Source organism: Mesorhizobium sp. B1-1-7, from assembly GCF_006442705.1.
Classification (GTDB): Bacteria; Pseudomonadota; Alphaproteobacteria; order Rhizobiales; family Rhizobiaceae; genus Mesorhizobium; species Mesorhizobium opportunistum.
The window spans coordinates 22,905-42,010 of sequence record NZ_VFWQ01000018.1; the positions used below are offsets into that span (position 1 = coordinate 22,905).

Sequence of the window (19,106 nt, forward strand, 5' to 3'; positions counted from 1 at the left end):
TTCGGCGGCGGGGCAGCTACGATGGGTATCCTGAAGGAGACAGCATTGCATGGCCGGGCATGGCGGCTCGAAAACGGTTATCTATGCGGCGCTGGCGGGCAATCTCGCCATCGCGCTGACCAAATTCGCCGCCGCCTTCTTCACCGGCAGTTCGGCGATGCTGTCGGAGGGCGTGCACTCGCTGGTCGACACCGGCAATGGCAGCCTGCTGCTCTATGGCATGCATCGTGCCGCGCGTCCGGCCGACCGCACGCATCCGCTGGGCCACGGCCGCGAACTCTATTTCTGGAGCTTCATCGTCGCCCTCCTGGTCTTCGCGCTGGGTGCCGGCGTGTCGTTCTACGAGGGCATCATCCACATCATGGCGCCGGAACCGGTTGCCAACGTCAAGGTGAACTACATCGTCCTTGGCCTGTCCTTCCTGTTCGAAGGCAGCTCCTGGCTGGTGGCGCTGAAGGAATTTCGCCGGCAGAAGAGCAAGGGGGAAGGCTGGCTGCAAGCGGTGCAATCGAGCAAGGATCCGAGCGTCTACACCGTGCTGTTCGAGGACAGCGCCGCCCTGCTCGGCCTGATCGTCGCCTTTGCCGGCATCCTGGCGGCGGAACTGCTCGATATGCCGGAACTCGACGGTGCCGCTTCCATCGGCATCGCCCTCATCCTCGGCGCGACGGCGGTCTTCCTGGCTCGCGAAAGCAAGGGCCTGCTCATCGGCGAGCCGGCTTCACCCGAGGTGCAGAAAAGGGTGCTGGCGATCGTCCAGCAGGATCCGGCGGTACAGCGGGCGAACGGCGTTCTGACCGTCCATATGGGACCGGCAGAGATCGTCGCCGCCCTGAGCATCGAGTTCGAGGATCATCTGGCGGCGCCGGAGGTCGAGGCCTGTGTCGAGCGCATCGAGGCGCGCCTGAAGGCAGAAATGCCGGAGATCACGCGGCTGTTCGTCAAGCCGCAGACCACTGGGACCTGGGAGCAGCGGCGCAAGCTGATCGGTGCCATGTCCGACCCGGCCCTGGACTAGCAAAGCGAAGTTGCCTCGCGGGCTTGCCCCGCTAAGATTGGTCCGAATTGCAGGAGGAGCGACGATGAAGATAGACGGCGGATGCCACTGTGGCGCCATCACCTATGAAGCGGAGGTCGACCCGGAAAAGACGTCGATCTGCCATTGCACGGATTGCCAGCAGCTGACCGGCACCGCCTTTCGCGTGACGGTTCCGGCGCCGGAAAACAACTACCGGATCACGCGCGGCACCCCGAAAATCTACATCAAGACCGTGGCGAGCGGCGCCAAGCGTGTCCAGGCCTTTTGCGCAGACTGCGGCTCGCACCTTTACGCCACGTCGGTCGGCGATGGTCCGAAGGTCTATGGAATTCGGGTGGGGACCGCGCGACAACGTCAGGATCTGGTTCCGACACTGCAGAAATGGCACCGATCGGCGCTGCACTGGCTGCCTGAATTTCAGGGCATGACCACCGTGGAGGAGCAGTAGCGCCGGGTCAGGTGCCGCGCCTCAATCGTCGCCTTCGACGACCCTCAGCCTGAGCTGACCGGTCTTCGAATCGGCGACGCGGGGGCCGGCGTCGGCCTTCGCGGCCGGTGCACGTGAGGCGCCGTCCGGGCCGGCATCGCCGTCCGGCTGCGTGCCGAATTCCAGCGCCTCGATCTTCTGGCCGCGCTTGGTGACCTTCGATGTCGAGACCAGGATATCGTCGATGTCCTTGGCCGACTGGCCGAAATGGACCTGCAATTTGCGCACCCGCTCGTCGACCCGCGCGACATCCTCCATCAGCCGGATCACCTCGCCCTGGATCAGATGCGCCTGTTCGCGCATGCGGGCGTCCTTGAGGATGGCCTGGATGACCTGGATCGACAGCATCAGCAGCGACGGCGAAACGATGACGACGCGCGCCCGATGCGCCTTGTGGACGATCGCCTCGAAATTCTCGTGGATTTCGGCGAACACCGATTCCGACGGGACGAACATGAAGGCGGTGTCCTGCGTCTCGCCCTGGATCAGGTATTTTTCCGAGATGTCGCGGACATGGATCTCGATGTCGCGGCGGAAGGCCTGGGCCGCGACCTTCTGCAGGTCGGCGCCATCGGCGGCACGGATGGCGTTCCATGCCTCCAGCGGGAACTTGGCATCGATCGCCAGCGACGGCGCACCATTCGGCATTTTCACCAGGCAATCGGGCCGGCTGCCGTTCGACAGCGTCGCCTGGAACTCGTAAGCGCCATGCGGCAGACCGTCGGCGACGATCGCCTCCATGCGCGACTGGCCGAAGGCGCCGCGCGTCTGCTTGTTGGATAGGATCGCCTGCAACTGCACGACCTGGCCGGCGAGCGACTGGATGTTGCCTTGCGCGACATCGATGATCGCCAGCCGCTCCTGCAGCTTCGCCAGGCTCTCATGGGTGGATTTGGTCTGTTCGGTCATGGTCTGGCCGATGCGGCCGGTCATGGCGTCGAGACGCTGGCCGATCGATTGCGTCAGCTCTGCCTGGCGCGCGCCGAACACTTCGGCGATAGCGCCCATGCGGCCCTGCATCTCGGCCTGGGATTGCAGAATGCCGGCCATCCGCGCCTCGGCGTCGCGGGCGTGGTCTGCGGCTTCGGCAGCCGCCATGGCGCGCGCCTTGGCTGACCGCCACAGCGCGACGACAAGCGCCACGAACAGGCCAAGAAACAGCAATGCGCCGAAAGCCATCGCGTGGCCAAGCGTGATCGTGGAGGCGCCAAGCCGTGCGACGGGCTCCGAAAGGATGGTGCTCAGGTCATTCATGTGGACAGCATAGCCGATTCGGCCCGACGACACAGATCAAAACGTGAACGAGGCTCAGACGCCCCGGTTGACGCTTTTCGCTGGACGTCTTAGGTGGAACGCCATGCCGATCAAGCCGCTCATCATCCTTCCCGACCCCATCCTGCGCCAGGTTTCCAAGCCGGTAGAACGCGTCGACGCGCCGTTGCGCGGATTAGCCGACGACATGCTTGCGACCATGTATGACGCGCCAGGCATCGGGCTGGCCGCGATCCAGATCGGCGAACCCCTGCGCATGCTGGTGATCGATCTCGCCAAGGAAGACGAGACGCCGGCGCCGCATGTCTTCATCAATCCCGAAATCCTGGAAAGCGCCGACCAGCGCTCCGTCTACGAGGAAGGCTGCCTGTCCATCCCCGACTACTACGCCGAAGTCGAACGCCCCGCTTCGGTGCGTGTGAAATACCTCGATCGCGACGGCAAGCTGCAGGAGATGGAGGCCGAGGGACTGATGGCGACCTGCCTGCAGCACGAGATCGATCATCTCAACGGCGTGCTGTTCATCGACCACATCTCGAAGCTGAAGCGCGACATGGTGGTGAAGAAGTTCAAGAAGCTCGCCAAGGACAGGGCGCCGGGCAAACTGGTGGGATAGGGGAATGCCCCTTCGCGTCATCTTCATGGGCACGCCTGAGTTTTCGGTGCCGACGTTGCGCGCCATTGCCGAAGCGGGACACCAGATTGCAGCCGTCTATACCCAGCCGCCGCGCGCCGCCGGACGGCGCGGGCTGGAACTGACGCCGTCGCCGGTGCAGCGCGAGGCTGAGCGGCTGGGCGTCGAGGTGCGCATGCCCGTATCGCTGAAAGGCGAAGCCGAGCAGGCCGCTTTGCATGCCCTGGGGGCGGATATCGCGGTGGTCGTCGCCTATGGGTTGCTGCTGCCGAAGGCGGTCCTCGACGCGCCCCGGCTCGGCTGCATCAACGGCCATGCGTCACTGTTGCCGCGCTGGCGGGGCGCGGCTCCCATCCAGCGCGCCATTATGGCGGGCGACCTGGAAACCGGCATGATGGTGATGCGCATGGAAGAGGGCCTGGACACCGGGCCGGTGGGACTGGTTGAAAAATGCGGCATCGAACCCGATGTGACGGCCGGCGATCTGCATGATTGGTTGATGAGCGTCGGTGCTGCCCTGATGGTGGAAGCGCTGGCACGTCTGGAAGAGAACACCCTGAGATTTACCGCACAGGCCGCGGACGGGGTGACTTACGCCAGAAAAATCGATAAATCCGAGACGCACGTGGACTGGACGCGGCCAGCGGCCGAGGTCCACAACACCATTCGCGGCCTGTCGCCCTTTCCCGGCGCCTGGTCCGAGATTGACATTGGCGGCCGCCCGGAGCGGCTGAAACTGCTTCGCTCGACGCTGTCCGAAAGCCTCTCGCTTTCGGATGATTTGGGCGAGTCGGGAGGCATTCTCGATGACCGGCTGACGGTCGCCTGCGGAACAGGCGCGGTCAGGCTGGTCGAAGTTCAACGCGCGGGCGGAAGGCCCGTTGCCGCGTCGGAATTCCTGCGCGGGGCCAAGATCGAAAAAGGAACGAAGTTCTCATGAGCATGATGTCGATACGCGCGGCGACGCCGCGGGATCGCGAGGCCATTCGCGACGTCGAGGAACACGCTTTCGGCCAGCAGGCGGAAGCCGGGCTGGTCGATGCGCTGGTGACCGGCGGCGATGCCGTCGTCGAACTGGTGGCGGAGGAAGATGGGCAAGTGGTCGGCCACATCCTGTTTTCCCGGCTGTTCGTCCAAAATGGCGGCAAGAGCTTCGCGGCCGTGGCGCTCGCGCCGCTGGCGGTGGAGCCCTCCTTCCATGGCAGCGGCATTGGCGGCGCGCTGATCCGCGAGGCGCATATCCGCCTCAAGGATGCCGGCGAGACGCTGGCCGTGGTGCTGGGAGATCCGGCTTATTACGGCCGTTTCGGCTATAGCCATGCGCGGGCCGAAAAATTCGAGAGCGAATACCAGGGCGAAGCGCTGCAGGCGCTGGCCTGGGGCGACGCTCCGGAAACCGGCAGGCTGATCTATGCTTCCGCCTTCACCGCTCTCGCCGCCTAGGCGAAAGCGTGTAGCTGCCCGGCATGCCGCGTTTTCGCCTCGACATCGAATATGACGGCAGCCTTTTCGCCGGCTGGCAGCACCAGGCCGACCAGCCTTCGGTGCAGCAGGCGATCGAAGAGGCGATCGAAAAATTCTGTGGCGAGGCGGTGCGACTGCGCGCCGCCGGCCGCACCGATGCGGGCGTGCACGCCACGGCTCAGGTCGCACATGTCGATCTCGTCAAGGCATGGCCTGGCGACAAGGTGCGCGATGCCGTCAACGCCCATCTGCAGGCGGCGGGCGCACGCGTTGTCATCCTCAAGGCAGGCGTCGTCCCCGACGATTTCGACGCCCGATTCTCGGCCACCGGCCGCCACTATCTCTACCGCATCCTCAACCGACGCGCGCCCTCGGCGCTGGAGAAGGGCAAGGTGTGGTGGGTGCCGAAGCGGCTCGACGCCGGCGCCATGCACGAAGCGGCGAAGATCCTGTTCGGGCGGCACGACTTCACCACCTTCCGCTCGACGCAGTGCCAGGCCAACAGCCCGGTCCGGACGCTGGAGCAGCTCGACGTGAGCAGACAGGGCGACATGATCGAGGTGCGGGCTTCGGCACGCTCCTTCCTGCACAACCAGGTGCGATCCATGGTCGGTTCGCTCAAGCGCGTCGGCGACGGCAGCTGGAGCGCCAACGATCTCAAGGCGGCGCTCGAAGCGCGCGACCGCGCCGCCTGCGGCCAGGTGGCGCCGCCCGACGGGCTTTTTCTCATTGGCGTCGATTATCCCGAATAGAGGCGGGACGCTCTATCCGGGATAGAGCCCGGAAAGGCTCTGAGCCCCGACATCGTCCGGCACGGCGATGCCGAGCAGCATCTGCAGCCCGAACAGCACCAGCAGCGACGCGATGAACATGCCGACGAAGACGGCGGTGCCGACCGCCGCTCCCTTGCCGATCGTGGCGTTCGTCATGCGCCAGGTCAGCACCATCGACAGGGCAAACAACAGCAGCGATACGAGGCTCGAGACCTGGCTTGCCGACGACAGGAAGAGCCTGATCAGCGCCGACGGCAGCATCAGCCAGGCGGTGATCGCCGAGGCCCAGTTGCTGGCAACGACATAGTGGACGAAACGGCCACCGATACCAGCGCGCGGCGCCACCAGGGCGAGCGCGACCAGCGGCAGCACCCAGGAGCCGATATCGACGGTCGCCAGCCGCAGCAGCATGCTGAAGCGGCCCGCGAAGGCATCGGGATCGCCGATCTCATTGGCGATGCCGACCCAGCCGACGATCAGCGCCGGCGCCGCGACGATGATGGCGAAGAAGGAATTCCAGAACCCGTCGGCCGACAGGTCGAGCAGGCGCAGGCCGTCGACCTTGCCGAGCATCAGCCGCCAGGCGCCAGTCAGCGAAGCTTGGGTTTCGTCCGCCGAAAGCATGCCGCTCAGCCCTGCCCGAACCAGTCTTCGATGAAGCGCTGGTAGATCCGCGTCAGTGTTTCGAGATCGGCGATGGCGACGCGCTCATCGACCATGTGCATGGTCTTGCCGACCAGGCCGAACTCGACCACCGGACAATAGTCCTTGATGAAGCGCGCGTCCGACGTGCCGCCCGAGGTCGACAGCGTCGGCTCCTTGCCAACCGCCGACCTGATCGAGCCGGCAAGCGTTTCGACCAGCCGGTCGTCACGGGTCAGGAAGACGTGGCTCGGATGGTCGCGCCAGACGAGATCGTAATCGACCGGCGTTTTCTTGCCCGGCCGATATTTCTTGCGGCCGGCCGCCTGGTCGAGGCGGTTGTGGATTTCGGCCTGAAGGGTTTCGGCCGTCCAGGTGTCGTTAAAGCGGATGTTGAAGACAGCGACCGCCTTCGCCGGGATGATGTTGGTGGCCGGGTTGCCGACATCGATTGAGGTGACTTCCAGATTGGTCGGCTGGAAATCCCTGGTTCCCTTGTCGAAGACGGGATGCAGCAAGGCGTCGACCAGGCTCATCAGCCCGCGCACCGGATTGTCGGCAAGCTGCGGATAGGCGGCATGGCCCTGGCGGCCATTGACGGTGACGGCGCCTGACATCGAGCCGCGCCGGCCGATCTTGATCATGTCGCCGAGCGCGTCCGGGTTGGTCGGCTCGCCGACGATCGAGGCATCCCACTTCTCGCCCCGGGACGCCGCCCATTCGAGCAGCTTGACCGTGCCGTTGATGGCGGGCCCCTCCTCGTCACCGGTGATCAGCAGCGAGACCGAGCCTTTCGGGCCGCCATTTGCCTCGACATGGCGCGCCATGGCGGCGATGAAGCAGGCAATGCCGCCCTTCATGTCGACGGCGCCACGTCCATACATCTCGCCATTGGCGATTTCGGCGGCGAAAGGCGGATGCGTCCAGGCGGCTTCGTCGCCGACCGGCACGACATCGGTATGACCGGCAAACATCAGATGCGGGCCGTTGCCGGAACGCCTTGCATAGAGGTTCTCGATGTCGGGCGTGCCATCCTCGGAAAACACCGGCCGCTCGACCAGGAAGCCGAGCGGTTTCAGCATCGTTTCCAGCGCGCCGAGCGCGCCGCCTTCGGCTGGTGTCACCGAAGCGCAACGGATAAGGGTGGCGAGGTTTGCGGCGGGGTCGGTCGGCAGCGTCATGGCAAAACCGATAGTCGAAAGCTGAGGGCCTGTCACGGCCAGACATAGGGGCCAGCCCAATGGCCTGACAAAGCGCCGACATTATGGTTTTCATGTCGTATAGTCGTGGCCGCGGCGGAACGACAGAATGACAAACGGCGGGAAGAAGATCGTCATTGCCGGTGCCGGCAGCATCGGCTGCTACGCCGGCGGCTGCCTGGCTCTTGCCGGACGCCAGGTGATCCTGCTGGCCCGGCCGCGCATAGAGACGGCACTGCGCCAGGTCGGATTGCGTGTCAGCGACCTCGAAGGCCGTGATCGCCTGGTCAAGCCGGATGCGCTCGAGGTCACCGTGGATCCGGCCACCGCCTTGCGGCAAGCCGACGTGATCCTGGTGACGGTCAAGAGCGGCGCGACGCAGGAGATGGCCGCCCTCATCAAGGCCCATGCCCGCCCCGATGCCGTCGCGGTCAGCCTGCAGAACGGCGTCGACAACGCCGACAGGCTGCGCGCCGGACTTGACGGACGAACGGTGCTGGCCGGCATGGTGCCGTTCAATGTCGTGCAGTCGCCGGACGGCGAATTGCCGCTGCACGTCCACCGCGCCAGCGACGGCAAGGTGGTGATCGAGGACGGTGTTGCCGGCCTCCTCGATGTCGCCAGTTTTCTGAATGTCGAAGGGCTGGCGGTCGAAACCCATGGCGACATGAAGGCGGTGCTGTGGGGCAAGCTGTTGATGAATTTGAACAACGCGCTGGTGGCGCTTTCGGACCTGCCGCTGGCGCGCGAACTCGCCGATCGCCGCTGGCGGCTGATCCTGGCCGGCCAGATCGACGAAGCGCTGCGGGCGATGAAAGCCTCCGGCATCGAGCCCGCTCGTATCGCCGGCTTGCGGCCGGCGCTGCTGCCAAAGGTGCTCAGGCTGCCGGACTGGCTGTTCAAGCTTTTGGCGCGACGCATGCTGGCGATCGACCCCGAGGCCCGCTCGTCGATGTGGGACGATCTGCGACGCGGACGGCCGACGGAGATCGGCGAGCTGCAAGGTGCGGTGCTCGGCCTCGGAGAAAAAACAGGCACACCGGTGCCGCTCTTGAAAAGCGTTACCGCTTTGGTGCGCGCGGCCGAAGCGGCGCGGCTTGGATCGCCGGGCCTGACGCCGGAACAGGTTCTGGCGCTGGGTGGCCCTCGATCAGCGTGATCTTCTGCCAGATCTTGCGTGACAGGTTGGAGCTCAGATTCTCGATGTCGTTGACGCCGTCGATGACCACGGCGTCATTGACCGACTGGGCGAACAGCGCGGCGATCTTGCCGGTGATCGACAGCATTTCCGAGCAATAGTCGAGATAACGTGCCAGATCCGCGGCATTGGTGATGCGGGCTGGCGAGTGCAGGGTGGGCTTGAAATTGGCCGACAGCGCCGCCGGATCCTTGGTCAGCTGATGCATGTCGATGACGTGGATCAGCGAGCGCAGGCCGTGCAGCTGACGAAACACCTGCTTGCGCTTGATGCGTTCCTCGGTGCGGATCAGGGCCAGGAAGCCGAGCACGGCGAGGATCATCATGTTGATCGTGGCTTCGATGCCTTGCACCGACTGCACTGCGTCGTCGGCCTGGGAAATGTGAATGAGTGGCAGGATGGTGCCGACGAACAGGAAGACCAGCGCGCCGGCGACGACGGCGGCGACGATGATGCCGCGCAGCCACCAGATCGGCGCCTCGAGCGCCTTGGCGGCCTTTGCCAGGTCGCGCGACAACGACACCAGTTCGGCGGCGACGCCGCGCAGTCCCGCATCGGGAAAACGGTCGGCGATGCGGCCCTCCAGCCGCTCGGCGGTCTCGACGATCAGTTTCGGATCAAGCGTACGGTAGCGCATGCCCGATCGATCCTCAGGGTTGTTCCGGCTCGTTGGTGCGCCGGCCATAGCGGTTGGGTCCAGGCTGCCCTGGAAACAGGCACAACACAAGGAAGGCGACGATCGAGACGACTGGTACGAACAGGATCAGCGCGGCAATGCCCGGTTTGTCGAGGTCGTGCAGCCGCTTCACCGCCAGCACGATGTTCGACCACAGCGAGGCGATGAAGGCGACGAAGAAGATGAACGACCACATGTTGCTCTCGGCCGAACCCTCCGGCACCAGCGTGAAACGGTACAGCGGAAACGCCTGGATGATGGCGACGAGCAGCCCGCCAAGAAAATAGGCCGCGCGGCTGACGCGGCCCGATGTCTTGAAGAAAAGCCAGGTAAGATTTGAACTTTCAGGCAAGCGGGTCCGGTCCGTATTGATTGGCACCCTTGGTGCCTTCGAGAATGCCGCACTCCACCAGAAACCAGATCGCGCCGATGAACGGCACCAGGATGATCAGGCTCCACCAACCGGACTTGCCACGATCATGCCAGCGTTTGGCGTAGAAGGCGAAGACCGAATAGAGCATGGCAAGCGAGTAGAGCAAATAGATAAAGCCGTAAGGCATCTGGTTGAACGTCGTGCCCAGTATGTTGTCGAGGATCATCGCGATTACCGCGCCGACGAAAATGATGCCGATTGGCCCAGAACTTCGCGCGGTTGATGCGACCCTCATAGCTGGTCAGCAGATATTTCCAGTCCATGTCACCCCTCCATGTCGAACCAGCGCGACCGATTGCCGCGCCGGCGGAAGGTGCGCCCACCCGGCGGAAAGATCAATCGCGCAGCAACTCGTTGATCGAGGTCTTGGACCGGGTCTTGGCGTCGACACGCTTGACGATGACGGCGCAGTAGAGGCTGGGGCCGGGCTCGTTGTTCGGCAACGGCTTGCCGGGCATCGAGCCGGCTACGACGACGGAATTTGGCGGCACCTCGCCGTAGAAGACCTCGCCGGTGGCGCGGTCGACGATCTTGGTCGACTGGCCGATGAAGACGCCCATGCCGAGCACCGAGCCTTCGCGCACGATGCAGCCCTCGACGACTTCCGAGCGCGCGCCGATAAAGCAATTGTCCTCGATGATGGTGGGACCGGCCTGCATCGGCTCCAGCACGCCGCCGATGCCGACGCCGCCGGAAAGATGCACATTCTTGCCGATCTGGGCGCAAGAGCCGACCCCGACCCAGGTATCGACCATCGTGCCGGTATCGATATAGGCGCCGACATTGACGAAGGACGGCATCAGCACCGCGCCCGGGGCGACATAGGCGGAGCGGCGCACGATCGATCCCGGCACGGCGCGGAAGCCCGCCTTCTCGAAGTCGACGGCGCTCCAGCCGTCGAACTTGGACGCCACCTTGTCCCACCACACAGCCTGGCCCGGGCCGCCCTTGATGATTTCCATCGGGTTGAGCCGGAAGGAGAGCAGCACCGCCTTCTTCAGCCACTGGTTGACGTGCCACTTGCCGTCGTCCTGCCGCTCGGCGACGCGCACCGTGCCGCGGTCGAGCAGGTCGAGCGCCGACTGGATGGCATCGCGCGTCTCGCCACGGGTCGCGGTCGAAATCGTGTCGCGCTCCTCGAAGGCCTTCTCGATGGTCTTTTCGAGGCTTGCCAGATCGGGCTTCGACATGATTTCGCTCCATTACCAAGCTGTTAAGGGCCTGAGCCTTAACCTGTTTAAAAGTCGCGCGGACCCTATGTTAAGGCTGTATGAGGGTCAATCGCGTGTGCGTCACGGGACGGCGCAGTTAAGGGAATTGGACGGTGGATTCGATGACTCCCATGGAAAAGGCGGGATGGACGCCGCTGCCGCATTCGGACGAGGATCTGGAGCGGTCGAGAAGCGTACCGGACACGCCGCAGACGCGGGCCGAGACCTACCGGCTGGCCTGGAACGATCCCGAGTTCATGACGCGCCGCGAATTGCGCGCGGTCCGGCTGCAGCTCGAACTCCTGAAGCCGGAAATGATCCTGGCCGAGCGCGGTATCCATTCCACGGTGATCCTGTTCGGCGGCGCGCGTTTGCCCGAGCCCGGCGGCGAAGCCTGGGCGGCCAAGAACGAGACGCAGAAAAAGAACCTCGAGGAAAACAGCAAATATTACGAGGAGGCGCGCAAGTTCGCCCGTCTCTGCTCGCAGCAGTCGGCGACTTCATACTACCGCGAATATGTCGTGGTGACCGGCGGCGGACCAGGTGTGATGGAAGCCGGCAACCGCGGCGCCGACGATGTCGGCGCGCCGTCGATCGGGCTCAACATCGTCTTGCCGCATGAGCAGGCGCCGAACGTCTATGTGACGCCGGAGCTGTGCTTCAACTTCCACTATTTCGCCATCCGCAAGATGCACTTCGTCATGCGCGCCAAGGCGGTGGCGGTGTTTCCCGGCGGCTTCGGCACGATGGACGAATTCTTCGAAACGCTGACCCTGATCCAGACCGGACGCATGGAACGCGTGCCGGTGATCCTGTTCGGCAAGTCGTTCTGGAAAAGGGCAATCGATCTCGATTTCCTCGCCGAACAGGGCACGATCAGCCCCGGCGACCAGGACATCATCGATTTCGTCGACACCGCCGACGAGGCGTGGGGGATTATCAGCCGGTTCTACAAGCTGGGGGAGTAGGCTGGGAATTGGGGAACTGAAGAACTGAAGGAAAAAAGGGAGCCGGATCGTTCCCCAGTTCCTCAGTTTCCCCAGTACTTCAATTCCTCAGTTCTTCAACTCCTCCACCCCTTCCACAATCGCCGTGAGAAACGTCGCCAGATCATCGGTGACGAAGTCGACGTCGTCCTCTTGCGCGGGGTCGCGCTCCCATATTTCGGAGAAGGTCGGCTCGAAATTGCGCGGCACCACCAGGACGGTGGTCATGCCCAGTGATTTCGGCACGGAAAGGTTGCGGGCGAGATCCTCGAACATCACCGCATTGTGCCCGGTGACGGCGTGCAGTTCGGCGAACTTCTCGTAGGTCTGGCGCGCCGGCTTGGGATTGAGGTCGGCGGCGATGATATCGAAGATGTCGTCGAAATGGTCGAGGATGCCGAGTTGGCGCGCGGTGCGCTCGGCGTGCCTGCGGTCGCCATTGGTAAAGATGAACTTGCGGCCGGGAAGCTGCCGGATGGCGGTGCCGAGAACCGGGTCGGGCACCAGCCACGAATAGTCGATGTCGTGGACCTTCTCGAGGAAATCGTCGGGGTCGATGCCGTGGCGCGTCATCAGCCCGTTCAGCGTCGTGCCATATTCGAGATAAAGCTCCTTCTGCAGCTTGCGTGCCTCGTCGCGCGGCAGCGCCAGCAACTCGCCGATATAGGCGGTCATCTTGACGTCGATCTGCGAGAACAGATTCGAATGGTGCGGATAGAGCGTGTTGTCGAGATCGAACACCCAGTCGGTGACATGAGCGAAGCGGGCGGGATCGGGGAGCGTGGTCATGTGCCCCTTATGGCATGAAACGCGGATTCCGAAAGGCACTTTATCCACAACTTCCGCGCGACCAAAGTGGCAAAAATGGGCTCACGATTCAAATTTTATGCATCCGGGAAAGGTGGCCTTCAGGGCTTGCTGGCACAGAGACAGTCCTGTGGGAGCCAGCGATGAACACCATAATTCTGAAGTCCGCCGCTATCGCTTTCGCCTCCGTCGCCATCTCTCTCCTGCTGACCCTGATCATCGTTCCGGCCATGGGATTTCCGATCAGCCGGACGATCTGGCTAACCTCGACTGTTTGTCCGCTGGTACTCGCCTGGGTTGCTTGTGCCAGCACCTTCTGGCAGAGCGACAGGCTGAAAAACGCGCATCGCGAACTTGCCCGGGCGCACGCCCAGCTCGCCGCTGCGCATCGCCGCCTGGCGGAAAAGGCAAGCCGCGACGACATGACCGGCATGCTCAACCGGGAGAGCTTCTTCGCCGCGCTGGATGGCTCCCGACGCAAGTCCGATCGCGGCGCGCTGCTGATCATCGACGCCGACCATTTCAAGAAGATCAACGACAGCTTCGGTCACCTGACCGGTGACGATGCGCTGCTGCTGATCGCCAGCGCGATCGAACGGGGCGTGCGCCACGGCGACGTGCTCGGCCGCATCGGCGGCGAGGAGTTCGGCGCGTTCCTGGTCGGAGCCACCGAGCAAGAGGCCAAGCGCGTCGCCGAGCGCATTCGCCGCGAGGTCGAGCTGATCCGCTTCCGGCCCGTCGACGAACGGACCATTCCGCTGACCGTCAGCATCGGCGGCACCGTCTGCGGCGAGGAAGCCAATGTATCGGAGCTGATGCGCGCCGCCGACCGGCGCCTCTATCAAGCCAAGCACGCGGGCCGCAACCTATCGATCCTCGACACGGATATCTCGGCCGCCGCATGAGCCGCCGGCGAATGGCTGGGAGACCGGTCCATGGGCCACTCAAGCCAGCGCCGCCGTTAAGAGATTTCTAACTTTGTTTGCAGCCGGCCGCACCATTATCCGGTTTGAAACGGCTCCATGGTTAGGTTTGGCACGAAACAGGCATCCTCCCCGATGCATGTCCCGTTCCGGGAACGCCATGCGCAGTCGAGGCCCCATCGAGAGACCAGTCATGAGTTTCTTCAAAGAAATGTCGCGCCGCACGATCATGCAGGCGCTGATCGCAATGCCTGCCCTGTCCCTGTTCCGCAAATCGCCTGATGCCGACGCCGCCCCTCCCGACGCATCCCGGGTCGATGCACTGGCCGACCCGAACGAAATCGTCGAGGCCAATGGCTGGATCCTGAAGCGGAGCGATCTGGCATGATCTTCGACAGTTACGAGGCGTATCGCGCCGCCAATTTCAAACCCAAGGTCTGCATCCTCGGTTCCGGCCCTGCCGGCACCACCATTGCCCGCAAGCTCGGTGCCGCCGGCATTCCGGTCGTGGTGCTGGAAGCCGGCGCGCGGGATTTCAGCGACGAATCCCAGGATTTCTACCGCGGCACCACGGTCGGCGATTTCTATTTCGACCTCGACATCACCCGGCTGCGGTTCATGGGCGGCAGCTCCAACCACTGGGCCGGATGGTGCCGCGTGCTCGACAAGCAGGATTTCGAGTCGAAAGCCTGGGCACCCGACACCGGCTGGCCGATCCGCCGCGCCGATATCGAGCCCTACCTGAACGAGGTGCACGACATCCTCGACCTTCCCGATTTTCGGCCGGATGTGCCGATATCGGACGACATTCGCTGGGTACAGCTGATCAAGAGCCCGGCGGTGCGTTTCGCCGAGAAATTCGGCGACGAACTCGACAAGAGCGGCAATATCGCGGTCGTGCTCAACACCTATGCCACCGAACTTGCCGGCGACGGCAAACGGGTGACCGGTGCCAGGCTGTGGTCCGACGGCCAGGATGCCGGCTTCTTCAGCGCTGATTATTTCGTCGTCTGCACCGGCGGGCTGGAGAATTCACGGCTGCTTTTGTGGTCGAACCGGCGCTCGAACGGCGGCGTGGTGCCGAATGCGGCGGCGCTCGGCCGTTACTGGATGGAGCACCCGACCTTCGAGGGCGGCAATGCCATCCTGGCCGACTACGGCGCGTTCGAGGTCGATGCCGTCAACGAGGCCTTCTTCTCGCCGACGCTCGCCGCGATGGAGCGCCTGCAGATCATGAATTTCGGCATCCGTCTGATCGAGACGCCGTATCCGGGGGTCAAGAGCCTGATCGCCGATCTTGCCTGCACGGCGCCCAACATGGCGGAATGGATGTCCTCCAAGCTGAGCCAGAACCTGCGTTGCGCGGCCCAGCTCTATGTCGCCTGGGAACAGGCGCCGCGGGCCTCCAACCAGATCGAACTGTCGAAGACCGATGTCGACCACGCCGGCGTGCCGCGCATCGAACTGCACTGGAAGAAATCGGACCTGGAACGCCGTACCCTTCTCGAGGGGCTTAGGCTGTTCGGCACCACGCTGATCGAGAAGAATCTCGGCCGGGTGCGCATCGCCGACTGGATCGCCAATGGTCAGGACTATCCGACCAACGACGAGACGGCAGGCCATCACCATATGGGCGGCACGCGCATGGGCACCGACGTCACCAGGAGCGTGGTCGACGCCAACTGCAAGGTGCATGGCATGGACAATCTCTATGTCGGCGGCTCTTCGGTGTTCTGCACGTCGGGGCAAGCCAACCCGACAACGACGATCACCGCGCTGGCCTGCCGGCTGGGTGAGCATTTGGCCAAGGTGGTTGCCGTCTGAGCTCCCTTGCAATCTCTGCCGGCGCTGAAGACGGCGCCGGCAAAGCTTGGTATCGGCTCAAAAACCGTAGATGGCGATGCGCACCAGCACCGCTGCGGCGGCCAGGGATACGAGCAGAATGCCGAGGCCGATGGGAGAGCCCCAGCCATACCATTCCATTGCAAGCTTGGCGTATTTGAACTCCTCATCATGCGAGAGAGGCGCGCGCTGTTGAATCAAGCTCATTTTTCACTCCTTGTCGGCGGCAGGCTCTTGCCATGTCTTCGGCGCAGCCGCATATTGCTGCGATAGTCTAAATGTTAGACAGATTGATAATTAGATGATCGAAATAAACTCGTCAAGTGGAAATCGCAAGGCAATGACGGCCGAGATCGGCCTTGCCATCATGCAGTGGCAGGACGCGACGCAGGCTTATGACGAAGCGGTCGGGGTAAAGCTCGGGCTGAACATGGCCGAGCGCCATTGCCTCGGACTGCTTTACGGCGGACCGCAATCGGCCGGCGCGATCGCAACCGCAACCGGGCTCACCCCGGCCGCGGTGACGGCGCTGATCGACCGGCTGGAAGCGCGTGGCCTGCTGACACGCACGCGCAGCCTCGAGGACAGGCGCAAGGTGGTGGTCGAGGCGACCGAGGCGACGCGGGATCTGTCGGCACGCTATTACGGCGCCATCGCGCGGGAAGGCGAAAAGGTCATAGCCGCCTTCAGCGACGCCGAACTTGCCACAATATCGCGCTTCGTCAACGCCGCGCTCGACCTGCAGCGCGACCAGCTTGCGCGGCTGAAGGCCGAGGGGCCGGTCATTCCCGGGCGATAGGGGCCATGTGTTCGCGGCGTTAAACGCCGGCAGGGAACCGGATTATTTCGGCTGGACCCCATAGGCGACAAGAAACGCCTCCACCGAAGCATCCGCGTGCCGTTCAAGTTCGGCCTTGGAGCGCGGATTGCTTCCCGTGAACATAGCTTCATTCATGGGAATCCAAAGAAGCATTCCAAACAAATGGCTGGCTGCCAGACGGGGGTCACTGGTTTGCATCAGCCCTCGATCGGTGAGCTTTTGAAAGCAGGACGCCGTCGAGGCAAGCATGCGCTCAAAACCTTTTTCGTACCAGCTGCGGCCAAGCTGCGGCATTCGATCCGCGTTGGCGATAATCAGGCGCCGCAGCTTCAACAACTCTTCATCCAGGAGCATCGTTACCAAACGTCGAGCAAGCTGCTGCAGGCCGCCCTCCATGAATTTCGCCTCGGAAAGCAGTGTCGTCACGGACTCTATGACATCGTTGACCTGGGTAGCGGTTGATAGGACGACTTCGCCGAAAAGCGTCTCTTTGTCGGTGAAATGCTTGTAGATGGTCTGCTTGGAAGCTCCCGCCCTTGTGGCGATTTCCTCCATGCTGGTTCCATCATAGCCCTTGCCGATGAACGCCGCCGTGGCCGCCTGGATGATTTCACGATCCTTGCGTGCCGATCTGGTCTCACCTTCGATTTCCATTGGCGCCTCTCGACCGGTACTAGACGGTACCGTTCCCGTATGATAGCTCTGAAACGGTACTGGACTGACTAGTACCCTGTCAACGAAGGCGAGCCTAGACCGATGACCAAGATGATCTTCCTTAATCTGCCGGTGCGCGACCTGCAGGCAGCGACAAACTTTTATCTCGCGATCGGGGGCACGCTTAATCCGCAGTTCTCGAACGACCAGGCCAGCTCGATCATGTTCTCGGACTCCATTGGTGTCATGTTGCTCACGCACCAGCATTACAGCCAGTTCACAGCGCGGCAGATCGGCGATCCCAAGCGTGACAGCCAGATGCTGATCGCGCTCACCACCGACAGCAGGGACGAGGTCAATGCCATAATCGAGAAGGGCGTGGCGGCAGGCGGCCGCGCCGATCCCAATCCAGCGCAGGATCTCGGTTTCATGTTCAACCGTCACATCGAAGACCCAGACGGAAACGTCTGGGAGTTCCTGTGGATGAACCCGTCTGCCATGCAATAGCCTGGCGAGATCAAAGCGCCCAAGGCGCGTCGCGTCGAAATGGATCCACGCGACGCGCCTTAAACACGGGAGCCGGATCCACTAGACCGTCGCCGGGTCGAGTGCTGGCTGGCCCTTGCGGCGGGTGACGATCGCCTCGAAATCGGCGGTCCGGAAGGCATCGCGCAGGGCGTCGAAGGACGGCAGCACGAAATAGGCGCGCTGGAACTTGTCGATCTCGTAGCCGGTGCGCATCACTGTTTCGAGGTCGAAGGGCACGTGATGGGCGTCCTTGCTCTCGACGGCGAACTGCAATTCGGTAAAGGACGACATCAGGCCGGCGCCAAAGGCCTTTAGCGGCTGGCCTGCCTCCTGCATCAAGCCGTATTCGGCCGTATACCAGTAGAGCCGGGTGATCATCTCGTCGCCGCCGAGCGCTATGATGTCGCCGGCCTTCTTGCCATACATCTGCATGAAGTCGGCGAACACCGGCTGCGACAGCACCGGCACGTGGCCGAAGAAATCGTGGAACATGTCCGGCTCGACGATGTAGTCGAGTTCCTGCCTGGTGCGCAGCCAGTTGGTGACCGGGAAGCGGCGGTTGGCGAGATGATCGAAGAAGGGGGCGGCCGGTATGAGACCCGGCACGGCGACGATCTCCCAGCCGGTCAGCTTGCGCAGCTTGGCGCTGACGTCCTCGAAATCGGGGATGCGGTCGAGCAGGCCGAGCTTCTCGACACCGTCGAGATAGGAATGATGGGCGAGCTTGCGCGTCAGCTTGGTCTGGCGGTCGCACAATGTGCGCCACACCGCCTGTTCCTCGGCGCTGTAGTCATAGCCCTGCGCCACGGTGAAATCGGCACGGCAGACCGAATAGTCGCCACGCAACCCTTGCGCCGCGCAGTCGCGGGCATATTCGGCAACGCTCATCGTCGTCATGGCTTTTCTCCCTGCAAATCATGATGGTGACCTGCCGAAAGGCTAACCGGATTTGCCGGGGCAAATCGGCTTTTGTGGTAGCTCGAATGCGATATCGTGGATAATATTCACTCACAATCTGCGCTATAGGAGTGAAAATGCCTCAGTTCGATGATTTCGAGATCAAGATGCTCGATGTCCTGCAGCGCGACGGCCGCAAGCCAGTATCGGAGCTGGCGCAGGAGATCGGCCTTTCGACGACGCCGTGCGCGCGGCGCTTCGAGGCACTGCAGGATGCCGGCATCATCAAGGGCTTTGCCGCGGTGATCAGCCGCCGCGCGGTCGGCCTGATGGTCGAGGTTTTCATCCAGGTGCGCCTGGTCAGCCACAGCGACGGCTCGCCCGAAAGCTTCATTGCCGCGGTGCAGCGCATGGACGAGGTGTCATCATGTTGGACGATGACCGGCGACCACGATTTCCTGCTGCATGTCATGGTGCCGTCGGTCGACGAACTCAACGCCTTCGTCATGCACCGGCTGATGCGGCTCGACGGCGTGCGCGACGTGCACACCCAGCTGGTGCTGCAGAACATCAAGGGGCCCGGCCACGTGCCGCTCGCGCACCTGAAGCGATGACATCGCC

Annotated in this window: 24 protein-coding genes and 1 pseudogene; 14 read left to right on the plus strand and 11 right to left on the minus strand. The window is 63.3% G+C overall.

Features of this window, described 5'->3' with window-relative positions:
- Positions 1-49 precede the first annotated feature (49 nt).
- Both FJ978_RS26465 and FJ978_RS26470 read left to right on the plus strand, forming a co-directional pair.
- The gene (locus tag FJ978_RS26465) at positions 50-1,018 is read left to right on the plus strand and encodes a cation diffusion facilitator family transporter (RefSeq protein WP_140575248.1); all 969 of its coding nucleotides are present in this window, start codon (positions 50-52) and stop codon (positions 1,016-1,018) included.
- Positions 1,019-1,082: 64 nt separating this feature from the next.
- Positions 1,083-1,487, plus strand: a complete 405-nt coding sequence (locus FJ978_RS26470; protein WP_140575253.1) for a GFA family protein — start codon at positions 1,083-1,085, stop codon at positions 1,485-1,487.
- 21 nt (positions 1,488-1,508) lie between these two features.
- Here FJ978_RS26470 and FJ978_RS26475 read toward each other — a convergent pair whose 3' ends face one another.
- Positions 1,509-2,780, minus strand: a complete 1,272-nt coding sequence (locus tag FJ978_RS26475) for a DNA recombination protein RmuC (RefSeq protein ID WP_140575256.1) — start codon at positions 2,778-2,780, stop codon at positions 1,509-1,511.
- 103 nt (positions 2,781-2,883) lie between these two features.
- Between FJ978_RS26475 and def the strand changes: the two genes are divergently transcribed.
- Genes def through truA form a run of 4 tightly spaced genes read left to right on the plus strand, consistent with a single transcriptional unit; the run spans position 2,884 to position 5,648 of the window.
- Positions 2,884-3,414 carry a peptide deformylase gene (def, locus tag FJ978_RS26480; protein ID WP_023777836.1) on the plus strand — a complete coding sequence of 177 codons (531 nt, stop codon included), beginning with the start codon at positions 2,884-2,886 and terminating at the stop codon, positions 3,412-3,414.
- Between the two features lie 4 nt (positions 3,415-3,418).
- Positions 3,419-4,372: a methionyl-tRNA formyltransferase gene (gene fmt / locus FJ978_RS26485; RefSeq protein ID WP_140575259.1), complete on the plus strand. Its 954-nt coding sequence runs from the start codon at positions 3,419-3,421 to the stop codon at positions 4,370-4,372.
- A complete protein-coding gene (locus FJ978_RS26490) occupies positions 4,369-4,875 on the plus strand; it encodes an N-acetyltransferase (protein WP_023777834.1) in 507 nt (168 codons plus the stop codon). Before fmt ends, FJ978_RS26490 begins: the two co-directional genes overlap by 4 nt.
- Before the next feature lie 23 nt (positions 4,876-4,898).
- Entirely contained in the window at positions 4,899-5,648 is a 750-nt protein-coding gene (gene truA / locus FJ978_RS26495; RefSeq protein ID WP_140575261.1) for a tRNA pseudouridine(38-40) synthase TruA, read from the plus strand.
- Positions 5,649-5,660: 12 nt separating this feature from the next.
- On the opposite strand, the gene FJ978_RS26500 is transcribed toward truA, so the two are convergent.
- Both FJ978_RS26500 and dapE read right to left on the minus strand, forming a co-directional pair.
- Positions 5,661-6,293 carry a hypothetical protein gene (locus FJ978_RS26500; RefSeq protein ID WP_013891851.1) on the minus strand — a complete coding sequence of 211 codons (633 nt, stop codon included), beginning with the start codon at positions 6,291-6,293 and terminating at the stop codon, positions 5,661-5,663.
- Positions 6,294-6,298: 5 nt separating this feature from the next.
- Positions 6,299-7,492: a succinyl-diaminopimelate desuccinylase gene (gene dapE / locus FJ978_RS26505; protein WP_140575264.1), complete on the minus strand. Its 1,194-nt coding sequence runs from the start codon at positions 7,490-7,492 to the stop codon at positions 6,299-6,301.
- Between the two features lie 127 nt (positions 7,493-7,619).
- On the opposite strand from dapE, the gene FJ978_RS26510 reads away from it, so the two are divergent.
- Complete coding sequence (locus tag FJ978_RS26510) at positions 7,620-8,669, plus strand: 2-dehydropantoate 2-reductase (RefSeq protein WP_140575267.1); 1,050 nt, start codon at positions 7,620-7,622, stop codon at positions 8,667-8,669.
- Here FJ978_RS26510 and FJ978_RS26515 read toward each other — a convergent pair.
- From FJ978_RS26515 to dapD, 4 genes and pseudogenes are all read right to left on the minus strand, one after another.
- Entirely contained in the window at positions 8,572-9,345 is a 774-nt protein-coding gene (locus tag FJ978_RS26515; RefSeq protein WP_140575271.1) for a hypothetical protein, read from the minus strand. The genes FJ978_RS26510 and FJ978_RS26515 overlap by 98 nt on opposite strands.
- A gap of 13 nt (positions 9,346-9,358) precedes the next feature.
- Entirely contained in the window at positions 9,359-9,736 is a 378-nt protein-coding gene (locus FJ978_RS26520) for a DUF805 domain-containing protein (RefSeq protein ID WP_013891855.1), read from the minus strand.
- Positions 9,729-10,080, minus strand: a pseudogene (locus FJ978_RS26525) (DUF805 domain-containing protein). The gene FJ978_RS26520 and the pseudogene FJ978_RS26525 overlap by 8 nt, the downstream one beginning before the upstream one ends.
- A 72-nt stretch (positions 10,081-10,152) precedes the next feature.
- Positions 10,153-11,007 carry a 2,3,4,5-tetrahydropyridine-2,6-dicarboxylate N-succinyltransferase gene (dapD, locus tag FJ978_RS26530; RefSeq protein WP_013891857.1) on the minus strand — a complete coding sequence of 285 codons (855 nt, stop codon included), beginning with the start codon at positions 11,005-11,007 and terminating at the stop codon, positions 10,153-10,155.
- Positions 11,008-11,150: 143 nt separating this feature from the next.
- Here dapD and FJ978_RS26535 point away from each other — a divergent pair, with 143 nt between their 5' ends.
- The gene (locus FJ978_RS26535) at positions 11,151-11,996 is read left to right on the plus strand and encodes an LOG family protein (RefSeq protein WP_140575274.1); all 846 of its coding nucleotides are present in this window, start codon (positions 11,151-11,153) and stop codon (positions 11,994-11,996) included.
- 87 nt (positions 11,997-12,083) lie between these two features.
- On the opposite strand, the gene FJ978_RS26540 is transcribed toward FJ978_RS26535, so the two are convergent.
- Positions 12,084-12,803, minus strand: a complete 720-nt coding sequence (locus tag FJ978_RS26540; RefSeq protein WP_013891859.1) for a pyrimidine 5'-nucleotidase — start codon at positions 12,801-12,803, stop codon at positions 12,084-12,086.
- A gap of 161 nt (positions 12,804-12,964) precedes the next feature.
- Between FJ978_RS26540 and FJ978_RS26545 the strand changes: the two genes are divergently transcribed.
- The 3 genes from FJ978_RS26545 to FJ978_RS26555 all read left to right on the plus strand — a co-directional run bounded on the left by FJ978_RS26545 (position 12,965) and on the right by FJ978_RS26555 (position 15,568).
- Positions 12,965-13,726 (plus strand): GGDEF domain-containing protein, encoded by a 762-nt coding sequence (locus tag FJ978_RS26545; protein ID WP_140575498.1) that lies wholly within the window; start codon positions 12,965-12,967, stop codon positions 13,724-13,726.
- 211 nt (positions 13,727-13,937) lie between these two features.
- Positions 13,938-14,132: a hypothetical protein gene (locus tag FJ978_RS26550; protein WP_013891861.1), complete on the plus strand. Its 195-nt coding sequence runs from the start codon at positions 13,938-13,940 to the stop codon at positions 14,130-14,132.
- A complete protein-coding gene (locus tag FJ978_RS26555) occupies positions 14,129-15,568 on the plus strand; it encodes a GMC family oxidoreductase (RefSeq protein ID WP_140575277.1) in 1,440 nt (479 codons plus the stop codon). Before FJ978_RS26550 ends, FJ978_RS26555 begins: the two co-directional genes overlap by 4 nt.
- Before the next feature lie 57 nt (positions 15,569-15,625).
- On the opposite strand, the gene FJ978_RS32880 is transcribed toward FJ978_RS26555, so the two are convergent.
- Entirely contained in the window at positions 15,626-15,793 is a 168-nt protein-coding gene (locus FJ978_RS32880; protein ID WP_013891863.1) for a hypothetical protein, read from the minus strand.
- Positions 15,794-15,926: 133 nt separating this feature from the next.
- Here FJ978_RS32880 and FJ978_RS26560 point away from each other — a divergent pair, with 133 nt between their 5' ends.
- Entirely contained in the window at positions 15,927-16,385 is a 459-nt protein-coding gene (locus tag FJ978_RS26560; RefSeq protein ID WP_013891864.1) for a MarR family transcriptional regulator, read from the plus strand.
- 42 nt (positions 16,386-16,427) lie between these two features.
- Here FJ978_RS26560 and FJ978_RS26565 read toward each other — a convergent pair whose 3' ends face one another.
- Complete coding sequence (locus FJ978_RS26565) at positions 16,428-17,060, minus strand: TetR/AcrR family transcriptional regulator (RefSeq protein ID WP_013891865.1); 633 nt, start codon at positions 17,058-17,060, stop codon at positions 16,428-16,430.
- A 102-nt stretch (positions 17,061-17,162) separates the two neighbouring features.
- On the opposite strand from FJ978_RS26565, the gene FJ978_RS26570 reads away from it, so the two are divergent.
- Positions 17,163-17,567, plus strand: coding sequence for a VOC family protein (locus tag FJ978_RS26570; protein WP_140575282.1), 405 nt, complete (start codon positions 17,163-17,165; stop codon positions 17,565-17,567).
- Positions 17,568-17,648: 81 nt separating this feature from the next.
- Here the strand turns inward: FJ978_RS26570 and phhA are convergent, their stop codons facing one another.
- The gene (gene phhA, locus FJ978_RS26575) at positions 17,649-18,485 is read right to left on the minus strand and encodes a phenylalanine 4-monooxygenase (protein WP_140575285.1); all 837 of its coding nucleotides are present in this window, start codon (positions 18,483-18,485) and stop codon (positions 17,649-17,651) included.
- Positions 18,486-18,622: 137 nt separating this feature from the next.
- Here phhA and FJ978_RS26580 point away from each other — a divergent pair, with 137 nt between their 5' ends.
- Entirely contained in the window at positions 18,623-19,099 is a 477-nt protein-coding gene (locus FJ978_RS26580; protein ID WP_013891868.1) for an Lrp/AsnC family transcriptional regulator, read from the plus strand.
- Positions 19,100-19,106: the final 7 nt, after the last annotated feature.